This window comes from Paraburkholderia sp. BR10936, from assembly GCF_040965735.1.
GTDB lineage: Bacteria > Pseudomonadota > Gammaproteobacteria > Burkholderiales > Burkholderiaceae > Paraburkholderia > Paraburkholderia nodosa_A.
On the sequence record NZ_JBFRCM010000001.1, the window covers coordinates 371,470 to 384,593 of the forward strand.

Sequence of the window (13,124 nt, forward strand, 5' to 3'; positions counted from 1 at the left end):
CGGCAGGAGCGACGCGCAAGACGCGCTTTGCATGGGGCCGGAGTCGGTGCTCAAGCGCTAACTCTGGTCGACCGTTTTACATGGGACCAGAGTAAGCGCTAACTCTGGTCGACAAGAGAAGACACCCCCAATGAACGCCCTCGAACACCAGCTCGACTATCCCTACGCCGACACCCTGCCGGAGCCCGGCCTCGCCTTCGACGTCGCGCCCGGCGTGAAATGGCTGCGCATGCCGCTGCCATTCGCGCTCGACCACATCAACCTCTGGCTGCTGCGCGACGAGATCGACGGCCAGCAAGGCTGGACTGTGGTGGACTGCGGCATCACCAACGACACCATCAAGGCCCGCTGGGAAGCCGTGTTCGAGAACCAGCTGGAAGGCCTGCCGGTGCTGCGCGTGCTCGTCACGCATTGCCACCCCGACCATATCGGCCTTGCACACTGGATTTGCGCGGGCGGAGACAAAGCACGCTGGGACGTGCGCCTGTGGACCACGCTCGGCGAATACATGCAGGCCCGCGTGATGGCGGCCGGCGACGGCTCGAACGCGGGCGGCGAAGGCGCCGCGCGTCATTTCGCGCGTCACGGGCTTAAGGACGAAGCCTCGCTCGACAAGCTGCGCAACCGCCGCGGCTACTACGGCAGCCTCGTGCCAGCGCTCCCCACGCAGTACCGCCGCCTGCGCGAAGCCGATACGGTGGCGATCGGCGGCCGCGACTGGCGCGTCATCACAGGCTACGGCCACTCGCCCGAGCATTGCGCGCTGTTCTGCGAAGCAACCGGCGTGCTGATCTCCGGCGACATGGTGCTGCCGCGCATCTCGACCAACGTCTCCGTGTTCGACATGGAGCCGGAAGGCAATCCGCTCGGCCTCTACCTCGAATCGCTCGGCCGCTACGAAACGCTGCCCGAGAACACGCTCGTGCTGCCCTCGCACGGCAAGCCGTTTCGCGGCGTGCGCACGCGCATCGCGCAGTTGCGCGCGCACCATGACGCGCGTCTTGCCGAAGTGATCGAAGCGTGCGGGCGAGCGCCGCAAAGCGCCGCCGACATCGTGCCGATGATGTTCAAGCGCGAGCTCGACATCCACCAGATGACTTTCGCGATGGGCGAGGCGCTCGCGCACCTGAACCTGCTGTGGCTCGAAGGCAAGGTCACGCGCACGACCGGCGCGGACGGCGTGATCCGCTTCACGGCCTGACAAACCGCTGCGCACAAAGAAAAACGGGCGGCCTGCAAAGAGCCGCCCGTTTTTACGTGGTGCGTGAGGTGAACGGCTTTAGTTCGAGCCGCCCGTGATCAGATCGGCGCCTGGCGGCCGCACGAACTTGAAGGTCGAAGCCGGCAGCGTCGGGTTCTTCTCGATGTTGGAGAACGTGAGCAGCGTCACGTTGCCGAACACGTCGTGCAGCTCCATGGCTTCGAGGTTGCCGTCGCGAAAGCCGATGCCCACGCTCTTGAACTGCGTGTCCTTCGACTTCGGAATCAGCTCCAGCCAGTCGATGCCGTTCTTCACGCCCGCGTCGGAGAGCGTGAAGTTCTTGTCGAGATCGTTGCTGCCGAACAGGATCGCCGCCGGGCTCGCGCCGAGCGCGCCGCCGAGCTTGCGCTCGGTCACCTGGTTCAGGTCCTTGTCATAGACGTAGAGGTTGTCGCCGTCCGACTGCAGCACCTGCTGATACGGCTTCTCATACGACCAGATGAACTTGCCGGGCCGCGCGAACACGAATGTGCCGCTCGAAGTCTTGGCGTTCATCGTGGCCGTGGCAATGGCGTCGCTGGCGTTCTTCGCGCCCGAGGGCGCCTTGAGTTCCCGCTGCACGAAACTGCCGCGCGCGGAATGGACCTGTGAGACGAACTGCTTCAGTTGATCGGTGCCGCTCGCATAAGCCTGCGAGACTATCAGGACCGACGCGCCAAGCGCAGCGAAGAGCGCGCGGCGCGCGGCGCGCGCAAAGCGGGTCGGAAGTCCAGCCGGATACTGCATCTATCGTTCTCCAAGAGGTGTGTCTTTGGCCGTCGGGTTGCCGCAGCCGCTGCCGGGCCGTTGCCAAGGCGCGCGGCGGCCTGGCATGGCTTATTCGGCGTCGCCGCGGTTGGGCACGAGGATCTCGCGGTTGCCGCTCGACGACATCGCCGAAACGAGCCCCGACTGCTCCATCTGTTCGAGCAGCCGCGCCGCGCGGTTGTAGCCGATGCGCAAGTGCCGCTGCACGAGCGAAATCGACGCGCGGCGATTCTTGATGACCACTTCGACGGCCTGGTCATACAGTGGATCGGACTCGTCGCCAGTGCCGCTGGTTCCCGCAGCGGTGCCCTCGTCGCCTTCGCCGCCCACCCCGCCTTCGAGAATGCCCTCGATATAGTTCGGCTCGCCCTGCTCCTTGAGCTTCTCGACGACGCGGTGCACCTCGTCGTCGGCGACGAACGCGCCGTGCACGCGCACGGGCAGACCCGTGCCCGGCGGCAGGTAGAGCATGTCGCCCATGCCCAGCAGCGACTCGGCGCCCATCTGGTCGAGAATCGTGCGCGAGTCGATCTTCGAGGAGACCTGGAACGCAATGCGCGTCGGCACGTTGGCCTTGATGAGGCCGGTGATGACGTCCACCGAAGGCCGCTGCGTCGCGAGAATCAGGTGGATGCCGGCGGCGCGCGCCTTCTGCGCGATACGTGCGATCAGCTCCTCGACCTTCTTGCCGACCACCATCATGAGGTCGGCGAGTTCGTCGATCACGACCACGATATGCGGCAGCTTCTGGCACGGTTCCGGATCGTCCGGCGTGAGGCTGAACGGGTTCGGGATCTTCTCCTCGCGCTTGTTCGCCTCTTCGATCTTGTTGTTGTAGCCCGCGAGATTGCGCACGCCCAGCTTGCTCATGAGCTTGTAGCGGCGCTCCATCTCGGCCACGGTCCAGTTCAGCGCGTTGCCGGCCTGACGCATGTCGGTCACGACCGGGCAGAGCAGATGCGGAATGCCCTCGTAGACGCTCATTTCGAGCATCTTCGGATCGATCAGGATCATGCGGACCTGCTCGGCGCTCGCCTTGTAGAGCAGCGAGAGGATCATCGCGTTGATCCCCACCGACTTGCCCGAGCCGGTCGTGCCGGCCACGAGCAGGTGAGGCATCTTCGCGAGATCGGCGCATACCGGCTTGCCGCCGATGTCCTTGCCAAGGCCCATGGTGAGCGCCGAAGGCGCGTCGGAATAGACCGCCGAGCCGAGGATTTCCGAAAGCCGCACAGTCTGGCGGCGCTGGTTCGGCAGTTCCAGCGCCATGAAATTCTTGCCCGGAATCGTTTCCACCACACGGATCGAGACGAGCGAGAGCGAACGCGCGAGATCCTTCGCGAGGCCCACGATCTGGCTGCCCTTCACGCCCGTGGCCGGCTCGATCTCGTAGCGCGTGACGACCGGGCCCGGATACGCGGCCACCACGGCGACGTCCACGCCGAAGTCCTTGAGCTTCTTCTCGATCAGGCGCGAGGTGAATTCGAGCGTGTCGTCGGAGATGGTTTCCTGGGTGGCCGAAGCCGGGTCGAGCAGCGAGATCGCCGGTAGCGTGGAGTCTCCCGGCAGATCCTTGAAGAGCGGCACCTGACGCTCTTTCTCGACGCGCTCGGAGCGCTGCGGCGTGACCACCGGCGGCACGATCGTAACCGGCTCGTGTTCCTCGATCTTCACGCGGCCACGCTCGACCTTGCCTTCGCGCTTGACGGCCGCCGCTTCGCCGAGCTTGCGGTCGCGGCCCGCCTCGCGGCGCAGCCTCGCCATGGTCACGGCGTTGATGATGTATTCGCCGACCTTTTCGGCGACCGAAAGCCACGAAAAGCGGAAGTAGAGCGAAAGACCGATCGCGAGCCCGAGCAACAGCGCGAGCGTACCGCCCGTGAAGCCGAGCGCGTGTGAAACGCCGCGCGCCACCGCGCCGCCCACCACGCCGCCGGGCGTCTGGGGCAGTTGCACCTTGAGCGACCACATGCGCAGCGCTTCGATGCCGCAGCTCGACAGCATGACGAGCACGAACGACAAGGCTTCGGCGACCCAGCTGATGTCGCGCGGCTTGTCCTCGTCATCGTCGGCAATCGCTTCGTGGCGCGTGATGCGCTGGTAGTTTGCCGAGATGAGGCGCCCGAGCAGCACGATCCACCAGTAGGCGGACAGGCCGAACAGCAGCAGCAGGATGTCCGAGACGCGCGCGCCGACGCGCCCCGCCCAGTTCGAGATGTGATCGACCTGGGCCGCGTGCGTCCAGCTCGGGTCGTGGCGGCTGTAACTGATGAGCGCCATCAGCAGGAATACGCCTAGCGCGACCTGCAGAATCCAGCGAATTTCGGTGAAAAGGCGCGACATGCGGTGAGGCAATGCCTGCGCCTGCGCGGAAAAGGGAGCTTTGGCCATTGAATCCTGGGCTGATTCTTGATGCGTTTGCGGTCCGCCAGTCCTTCCGTATGCCCGAAACCCCGGGCAGACGGGCGCGGCCGCCGTCGTCCGATCGGGCCTATTGTAAACGCGTTGTTTCGGCCCCGGCGGCCCCTCGCTGTAAATGACGGTAACTGACAACGCTGCGGGCGCGCCACAAAGCGACATCCGGCCGCGCCGCACCCGCCGATCCGCACTGCGCGCCCCGCCCGCGACGCCCAGGCTATCGCGCCGATGAGGAAGCTTCATCGAGCGGCGAACGTCCCCCGCCTTTATAATTGCCGGCTGATGCCCAATTACATGCGTGAGCCCCGCCGCAATGCCGGGCGGCCCTCGCCGGGCGCCCGACCTTACGCGCCACGCAGCGTCTTTCTACGGAATTCGATCATGTCTGCAACCAAACACGCCAAAGTCCTGATTCTCGGTTCCGGCCCCGCCGGCTACACGGCCGCCGTCTATGCGGCGCGCGCGAACCTGTCGCCGCTGCTCGTCACCGGCCTGGCCCAAGGCGGCCAGCTCATGACGACGACCGACGTCGAAAACTGGCCCGCAGACCCGAACGGCGTGCAAGGCCCCGAACTGATGCAGCGTTTCCTCGAGCATGCCGAACGCTTCAATACGGAAATCGTGTTCGATCACATCCATACGGCCAGGCTCGACGAAAAGCCCATCCGCCTGATCGGCGATTCGGCCGAGTACACCTGTGACTCGCTCATCATCGCGACCGGCGCGTCGGCGCAATACCTCGGCCTGCCGAGCGAAGAGCTGTACATGGGCCGCGGCGTCTCGGCGTGCGCGACCTGCGACGGCTTCTTCTACCGCAACCAGCACGTCGCCGTGATCGGCGGCGGCAACACGGCCGTCGAAGAAGCGCTCTACCTCTCGGGCATCGCCAAGAAGGTCACGGTCATTCACCGCCGCGACAAGTTCCGCGCCGAGCCGATCCTGATCGACCGCCTGCTGGAAAAGGAAAAGGAAGGCGTGGTCGACATCAAGTGGGACCACGTGCTCGACGAAGTCAAGGGCAACGAAGGCGGCGTAAACGGCCTGCGCATCAAGAACGTGAAGACGGGCGAGACCACCGAGCTCGACCTGCAGGGTCTGTTCGTTGCGATCGGCCACAAGCCGAACACGGACATCTTCGAAGGCCAGCTCGAGATGAAGAACGGCTACATCATCACGAACGGCGGCCTGAACGGCAATGCTACCGGTACGAGCGTGCCGGGCGTGTTCGCGGCCGGCGACGTGCAGGATCACGTCTATCGGCAGGCGATTACGAGCGCGGGTACGGGCTGTATGGCCGCACTCGACGCGCAGCGCTACCTCGAGACCGTCAACGAACTGGGCCAGGCGCACGTGATGAGCGCCGAAGCCGACCGCTGAGCCGGACGAGCGGGCTTCACCCAGCGTTTTTCGTCATGCCCAAGAACGTGCCCCACCCGGGCGAGCCCAGGCGCCCCGCCCCGGCTCGCCAGGCTCCAGCGCCCACGCCGGCTCCCGCAACGGAAGAAGCCACGCCAGGCAAGACGGCTTCTGGCTTCGCCGGCCTCGGCAGCCTGCGCGACGCGCTCAAGGTGCAAACCCGCCAGCGCGAGCGCGAACGCGTGGCCGCGCAGGCGGCGCGTGTCGAAGCCGCCGCCGACAGTGATCTCTTTCGCCGCGAGATCGGCCAGATCGCGCCGCTCAAGCAGCCCGCGCGCGCGCAGCCGCGCCGGGCAGCACCCGTGCCGTTGCCGCTGCAAACGCGGCTCGACGAGCAGGCCGTGCTGCACGAAGCGATCTCCGACGAATTCGACCCGGAAGCGTTTCTCGACACCGACGACTCGCTCTACTATCACCGCCCCGGCGTGAGCGAGGAAGTCGTCAAGAAGCTGCGGCGCGGCACGTGGATCGTGCAGGCGCAACTCGACCTGCACGGCATGCGCCGCGAGCAAGCGCGCGAGGCGCTACAGGACTTCATCCGTGAAGCGGGCAAGCGCGGGCTGCGCTGCGTGCGCGTGATCCACGGCAAGGGCCTCGGTTCCGTCGGCAAGGAGCCCGTGCTCAAGGGCAAGGTGCGCGCGTGGCTCGTGCAGAAGGAAGAAGTCATCGCGTTCTGCCAGGCGCGGCCGCACGACGGCGGCGCGGGCGCCGTGCTCGTGCTGTTGCAGCCGCACCCGGTCGGACACGGGCAGCATCATACGCACGCGCCCTGACCGAACCCGTCATCGTCGCGCCGATACGAAAAAACCCCGTTGCTGCTTGCGCAGCGAACGGGGTTTTTTTATCGCGCCGGACAAACCGGTGAACGAAGATCAGGCGATACGTGCTTCCGTCTTCGGGTCGAACAGCACGGCCTTCGAAACGTCGAACAGCAGATCCATGTTGTTGAGCGGCTGCGGATTCGCGCCCGGGTGCACGCGGCTCACGATGCGCTTGCCGTTGACCTGCGCGAACACGAGCGTGTCCGGACCGGTCGGCTCGATCACATCGACCTGCACCGCGTGGCGCTGCAGTTCGTGGCCGTGGCCGTCGTGCGAGCTGCGCGCGTCGGTGATGCGCTCGGGGCGCAGGCCCAGCACCACATTCTGGCCGATATGGCCGCGCACCTTGTTCGCGTCGAACGGCAGGTTCAGCACGTTGCGCGCCACGCCCGTGTCGAGCTCGATGCCGATGCCCGAACCCTGCTCCACCAGCTTGCCTTCGATGAAGTTCATCGGCGGCGCGCCGATGAAGCCCGCGACGAACAGGTTCGACGGCGAGTCGTAGATGTCCTGCGGCGCGCCGAACTGCTGCACGATGCCGTCCTTCATGACCGCGATGCGGTCGCCGAGCGTCATTGCCTCGATCTGGTCGTGCGTCACGTAGACGATGGTCTTGCCCACGCGCTGATGCAGCAGCTTGATTTCCGAACGCATCTCGATACGCAGCTTGGCGTCGAGGTTCGAGAGCGGTTCGTCGAACAGGAACATGATCGGATCGCGCGCCAGTGCGCGGCCCATGGCGACGCGCTGACGTTGGCCGCCCGAAAGCTGGCCCGGCTTGCGGTCGAGCAGATGCTGGATCTGCAGCATGCTCGACACGCGGTCGACGATCTGGGTCTGCTCGGCCTTCGGCACCTTGCGGATGTTCAGGCCGAACGAGATGTTCTCGCGCACCGTCATCGACGGATAGAGCGCGTACGACTGGAACACCATCGCGATATCGCGATCCTTCGGCGAGAGGTTGTTCACCACCTTGCCGTCCATCATGATCTCGCCCTTGGTCACGGTTTCGAGACCCGCGATCATGTTGAGCAGCGTCGACTTCCCGCAGCCCGAGCCGCCGACCAGAATCAGGAACTGGCCGTCTTCGATGTCGATGTTGACGCCCTTGAGGACGGGCACCCCGTTCGGGTAGGTCTTGTAGACGTCGCGAATGGAAAGGCTTGCCATGCTATGAATCCTTTAATCGAATGCGCGTTCTGTCGCGCAGTTAGCCCTTCACCGCGCCCGCCGTGAGGCCACGCACGAAGTAGCGGCCGGCGATTACGTAGACGAGCAGCGTGGGCAGCGCGGCGATGATCGCGCCGGCCATGTCGACGTTGTATTCCTTCACGCCCGTGGACGTGTTCACGAGATTGTTCAGCGCCACCGTGATCGGCATCGAATCGACGCCCGAGAACACGATACCGAACAGGAAGTCATTCCAGATCTGCGTGAATTGCCAGATCAGGCACACCATGAAGATGGGCAGCGAGATCGGCAGCATGATGCGCGTGAAGATCATGAAGAAACCGGCGCCGTCGATGCGCGCGGCCTTCACGAGTTCAGCGGGCACGCTCACGTAGAAGTTGCGGAAGAACATCGTGGTGAACGCAATGCCGTACACGACGTGCACCAGCACCAGACCGCCGATCGTGTTCGACAGGCCGAGGAAGCCTTCGAGACGCGCCATCGGCAACAGGATGGCCTGGAACGGGATGAAGCAGCCCACCAGCAGCATCGTGAAGAGCGCGTCCGCGCCGCGAAAGCGCCAGTGCGTGAGCACGTAGCCGTTGAACGCGCCGATGATCGACGAGATCAGCACGGCCGGAATCACCATCTTCACCGAGTTCATGAAGAACGGCTGCATGCCGTCACAGCGCACGCCGGTACATGCTTCGCTCCACGCCTTGATCCACGGCGCGAAGGTCGGGCTCGTGGGCAGCGAGAGCATGGTGCCCGTGTGAATCTGGTCGAGCGACTTGAACGACGTCGACAGCATCACGTAGAGCGGGAACAGGAAGTACAACGCGAACAGGATCAGCGCCGCATAGATGACCACGCGGCTCACGTTCATCTTAGGCTGCATTGCGCGTGCTCCTCGATTCCAGATACATGAGCGGCACGAGCACGGCCACGACCGTGGCGAGCATCATCATCGACGAAGCTGCGCCGACGCCGAGCTGCCCGCGGTTGAACGAAAACGTGTACATGAAGATGGCCGGCAGCGACGACGACGTGCCCGGACCACCGGCCGTCAAGGCGACGACGAGGTCGAACGTCTTGATCGTGATGTGGCACAGGATCAGCAGCACGGAGAAAAACACCGGACGCATGCTCGGAATCACGATCTTGCGGTAGATCGTGGGCAGCGTCGCGCCGTCCACCTGGGCCGCCTTGAAGATCTCGCTATCGACACCGCGCAGACCGGCGAGGAACAGCGCCATGCAAAAGCCCGTGGATTGCCACACGGCGGCGACCACGATACAGAAAATGGCCTTGTCCGGGTCGTTGAGCCAGTCGATGTGGAAGCTCGTCCAGCCGATGCTGTGCATCACCTGCTGAATGCCGAGGTCCGGATTGAAGATCCACTGCCATGCCGTGCCCGTCACGATGTACGAAAGCGCCATCGGATAGAGGAACACCGCGCGCAGCGCGCCTTCCTGACGAATCTGCTGGTCGAGCAGGATCGCGAGGAACAGCCCGAGCCCTACGCAGATCGCGATGAACGGGATGCCGAACCATCCGAGGTTCTGCGCCGACGTCCACCAGACGTCGTTCGCGAACAGCTCGCGATAGCGGTCGAGACCCGCGAATTCATAGCGCGGCATCAGTCGCGAGGTCGAGAGCGACAGATACCCGGTAATGAGAATGAAGCCGTAGACGAATACGAGGCTGATCAGAATGCTGGGCGAAAGCACCAGCTTCGGGATCCAGCGGTCTGCGAGCGCCGCCATGGGCGACGCGCGGCGGGTAGCAGGCGTGGCCGCCTTGCCGTTGCCGCTAAGAGAAGCAGTCACTGCGCAACTCCTGGTACGGTGCGAAAACCGCTTTCGCACGATGATGGGGTTCAGAGAGTGAACCGTCATGCCCGGGGCGCGCCACGTATGGCGCCCCCCGTCTTACAGCACTAACCTGCTACGCTCACTTCGTCTTCGCAGCCTTCGCGAGCGCTTCGACCGCGCTCTTCGAATCCTGGTTCGAGTTCATGAACTTCGTCACGACGTCGGTGATCGCACCGGCCGTTGCGTCCGGCTGAGCCATGCCGTGAGCGAGCGACGGCACATAGCCGCCGGCCTTGATCGCGACCTGCTCATCCGCGTACGACTTCTTCGCGCATGCGTCGAACTTGCTCATGTCCACGCCGAGACGAACCGGAATCGAACCCTTGTACAGGCTGAACTGCTCCTGGAAGCCCGGGCTCATGATCGTCTTCGCGAGGGCGAGCTGGCCAGGCGTTGCCTCCTTCTGGCCCTTCTGCTGGAAGAACACGAACGAGTCGACGTTAAAAGTGTAGGCCTTTGCCGTGCCCGGCACGGCTGCGCAAACGTAGTCCGTATCCGGCTGCTTGTTCGCGTTCGCGAACTCGCCCTTGGCCCAGTCGCCCATGAACTGCATGCCGGCCTTGCCGTTGATGACCATGGCCGTGGCGAGGTTCCAGTCGCGGCCCGTGCGGCCGTTATCCATGTACGACTCGATCTTGCGGACCGTGTCGAACACGCCGACCATCTGCTGCGACGTGAGGGTCTTCTGGTCGAGGTCGACGAGTGCCTTCTTGTAGAAGTCCGCGCCCTGCGAGAGGACCACGTCTTCCCACAGCGTCAGGTCCTGCCACGGCTGGCCACCGGCGGCGACCGCCTGGATGCCTGCTGCCTTCATCTTGTCGGCCAGCGCGAAGAATTCCGGCCACGTGGTCGGCGCCTTGCCGCCCACCTTGTCGAGCGCTGCCTTGTTGATCCACACCCAGTTCACGCGGTGCACCGAGAACGGCGCTGCCACGTAGTGGCCGTCGGCGTGCATGATCTTGTCGATCTGCGGCGGCAGATTGGCCTTCCAGTCGCCGGCGACGGAGTCGACGTTCACCAGCACGCCCTGCTCAGCCCATTCCTGGATCAGCGGACCCTTGATCTGGGCGGCCGTCGGTGCGTTGCCCGAGATCACCTGGGTCTTCAGTGCGGTCATGGCCGCCGCGCCCGCGCCACCGGCGACCGCGAAGTCCTTCCACACATAGCCCTGCTTCGTCATGTCGTCCTTGAGCACGCCGACGGCCTTCGACTCGCCGCCCGAAGTCCACCAGTGCAGCACTTCGAGGGACTCGGCCGCTTGCGCCGTGGCGACGCCACCCAACAGACCTGCTGCGCACAGGGCGCCCATGATCGCGCGGAATTTCATTGCTTATCTCCTCCAGACACCTGAACAAAAAACGATTGGCCCCTGATCACCAGGGTGCGGTGGTTGGTCAAACAGGCAAAACAGGCAAAACACTGGACGGACGGGCGCCGGAGTGCCGCGCGCGCGTGCTTTTCATTAGATGCGCGCGGGCCGCGTGCCGGTTACCGGCCGCAGGACGCTCAAGAGATGAGTGGTTCGGAATGCAACTTGACTGTCTCCTCTTTTGATTTTCACCGGTCACCCGACCGGCCGAGGCGCCGCTTGCGTCACGCGGCCTTGAAGCCTCCGCACGGCGGGGAACCGGGCGCACGGCTCACTGGCAAGCCGGGCTGAGTCCCGCGTGGTTCTCCGTTAACATGAGGGGGCATTCCGTCCGCTCGCGAAACCGCGCAAACCGCCTTGCTGGCTGCGTTCCACGCTTTTTTCATCGAATGAACGTTACCTCTTGATTTGGATTGTAGTTAAACTACAATTCAGTGTCAAAAAAAATTTTATCGGACTACGGCCGCCCGATCGCCCACACAGACGGGCACCCGTTGTACCCTGCAGCGGCCCCCAGGACTCTGACCGAGACTCATGCAAACCCCGATCGATTCAGGTTTCACGTTCGTGCTCTTCGGCGCCACCGGCGACCTGTCGATGCGCAAGATCCTCCCCGCCCTGTATGAAGCGCACCGTTCAGGCATGCTCGCCCAGGCCGGCAAGATCGTGGGCGTCGCGCGCCACGAAGAGGATCGTGCAGCGTACATCCAGTGGGTCGACGAGCACGTCAAGCCGCATGTGAAGAAGAACGGCGGCTTCGACGACAATGCGTGGGCCAGCTTCCTCGAGCGCATCGTCTACGTGAAGCTCGACCTCTCGCGCGCCGAGGACTTTACTCACTTGCGCGACGGCATCGCGTCGCTGCCCGGCATTCGTGTGTTCTATCTGGCGACGGGCCCGTCGCTGTTCGTGCCGATCTGCCGCGCGCTTGCCGCCGTGGGGCTGAACGAGAATTCGCGCATCGTGCTGGAAAAGCCGCTCGGCTACGACCTCAAGTCGTCCAACGCGATCAACGACGCCGTGGGCGAGATCTTCGCCGAAGGCCAGATCTACCGGATCGACCACTACCTCGGCAAGGAGCCGGTGCAGAACCTGCTCGCGCTGCGTTTCGGCAACGCGCTCTTCGAGCCGCTGTGGCGCCGCGAATGGGTCGAGAGCATCCAGATCACGATTGCCGAAGAACTGGGCGTCGAAGCGCGCGGCGACTTTTATGACAACACGGGCGCGCTGCGCGACATGGTGCAAAATCACCTGTTGCAGTTGCTTTCGATCGTCGCCATGGAGCCGCCGCATTCGATGGATTCGGATTCGGTGCGTGACGAAAAGCTTCGCGTGCTACGCGCGCTCAAGCCGATCAACCCGCTCGACATCAGCAAGGTCGCCGTGCGCGGGCAGTACCATGCGGGCGTGATCCGCGGCCAGGCGGTGCCGGGCTATGCGACCGAGCATGGCGTGAAACCCGAAAGCCACACGGAAACCTTCGTCGCGCTCAAGGTGGAGATCGAAAACTGGCGCTGGGCGGGCGTGCCCTTCTTCCTGCGCACCGGCAAGCGTCTTGCCGACCGCGTGGCCGAGATCGTCGTGAACTTCCGTCCGGTGCCGCATTCGGCGCTCGGCGCACCGGCGCTGCGCCCCGGCGCGAACCGCCTCGTGATTCGCCTGCAACCGAACGAGAACATCCGCCTCTACTGCCTCGCGAAGCAGCCCGGCGAAGGCATGAATCTCGCGAGCGTGCATCTGGATCTGGCATTCGACCAGTTCTTCCGCGAAGGCCAGATGGAGGCCTACCAGCGCCTGCTGCTCGACGTGATCAACGGTCGCCTCGCGTTGTTCGTGCGGCGCGACGAGCAGGAAGCGGCGTGGACGTGGGTCGAGCCGATCCTCAACGAGTGGGCGGCAACGCCCCGCGCGCCCAAGCCGTATGCGGCCGGCACATGGGGACCGGCGGCCGCGAGCGCGATGCTTGCGCAGCACGGCACCTGCTGGCTCGAAGAAGAGAATTGATGGGATTGCATGGCGGCGCGCACAGCAAGCGCGACGCCGGACCG

Annotated in this window: 10 protein-coding genes; 4 read left to right on the forward strand and 6 right to left on the reverse strand. The window is 64.6% G+C overall.

Annotated elements, in window-relative coordinates:
- Positions 1-130 precede the first annotated feature (130 nt).
- Complete coding sequence (locus AB4Y36_RS01775; RefSeq protein WP_368682178.1) at positions 131-1,201, forward strand: MBL fold metallo-hydrolase; 1,071 nt, start codon at positions 131-133, stop codon at positions 1,199-1,201.
- 78 nt (positions 1,202-1,279) lie between these two features.
- On the opposite strand, the gene lolA is transcribed toward AB4Y36_RS01775, so the two are convergent.
- Positions 1,280-1,987 (reverse strand): outer membrane lipoprotein chaperone LolA, encoded by a 708-nt coding sequence (gene lolA, locus AB4Y36_RS01780; RefSeq protein ID WP_368682179.1) that lies wholly within the window; start codon positions 1,985-1,987, stop codon positions 1,280-1,282.
- A gap of 90 nt (positions 1,988-2,077) precedes the next feature.
- On the reverse strand, positions 2,078-4,399 hold the full coding sequence (locus tag AB4Y36_RS01785) for a DNA translocase FtsK (RefSeq protein WP_069262711.1): 2,322 nt from the start codon (positions 4,397-4,399) through the stop codon (positions 2,078-2,080).
- A 408-nt stretch (positions 4,400-4,807) separates the two neighbouring features.
- Here AB4Y36_RS01785 and trxB point away from each other — a divergent pair, with 408 nt between their 5' ends.
- Both trxB and AB4Y36_RS01795 read left to right on the forward strand, forming a co-directional pair.
- Positions 4,808-5,803, forward strand: coding sequence for a thioredoxin-disulfide reductase (gene trxB, locus AB4Y36_RS01790; protein WP_342948530.1), 996 nt, complete (start codon positions 4,808-4,810; stop codon positions 5,801-5,803).
- Between the two features lie 35 nt (positions 5,804-5,838).
- Positions 5,839-6,615 carry a Smr/MutS family protein gene (locus AB4Y36_RS01795; protein ID WP_069262713.1) on the forward strand — a complete coding sequence of 259 codons (777 nt, stop codon included), beginning with the start codon at positions 5,839-5,841 and terminating at the stop codon, positions 6,613-6,615.
- A 99-nt stretch (positions 6,616-6,714) separates the two neighbouring features.
- Here the strand turns inward: AB4Y36_RS01795 and AB4Y36_RS01800 are convergent, their stop codons facing one another.
- The 4 genes from AB4Y36_RS01800 to AB4Y36_RS01815 form a co-directional block, all read right to left on the reverse strand.
- A complete protein-coding gene (locus AB4Y36_RS01800) occupies positions 6,715-7,833 on the reverse strand; it encodes an ABC transporter ATP-binding protein (RefSeq protein ID WP_069262714.1) in 1,119 nt (372 codons plus the stop codon).
- A gap of 40 nt (positions 7,834-7,873) precedes the next feature.
- Positions 7,874-8,731, reverse strand: coding sequence for a carbohydrate ABC transporter permease (locus AB4Y36_RS01805; RefSeq protein ID WP_176732845.1), 858 nt, complete (start codon positions 8,729-8,731; stop codon positions 7,874-7,876).
- Positions 8,721-9,662, reverse strand: a complete 942-nt coding sequence (locus AB4Y36_RS01810) for a carbohydrate ABC transporter permease (RefSeq protein WP_069262716.1) — start codon at positions 9,660-9,662, stop codon at positions 8,721-8,723. The genes AB4Y36_RS01805 and AB4Y36_RS01810 overlap by 11 nt, the downstream gene beginning before the upstream one ends.
- 124 nt (positions 9,663-9,786) lie before the next feature.
- The gene (locus AB4Y36_RS01815) at positions 9,787-11,034 is read right to left on the reverse strand and encodes an ABC transporter substrate-binding protein (protein WP_069262717.1); all 1,248 of its coding nucleotides are present in this window, start codon (positions 11,032-11,034) and stop codon (positions 9,787-9,789) included.
- Between the two features lie 576 nt (positions 11,035-11,610).
- Between AB4Y36_RS01815 and zwf the strand changes: the two genes are divergently transcribed.
- Entirely contained in the window at positions 11,611-13,080 is a 1,470-nt protein-coding gene (gene zwf / locus AB4Y36_RS01820) for a glucose-6-phosphate dehydrogenase (protein ID WP_069262718.1), read from the forward strand.
- Positions 13,081-13,124: the final 44 nt, after the last annotated feature.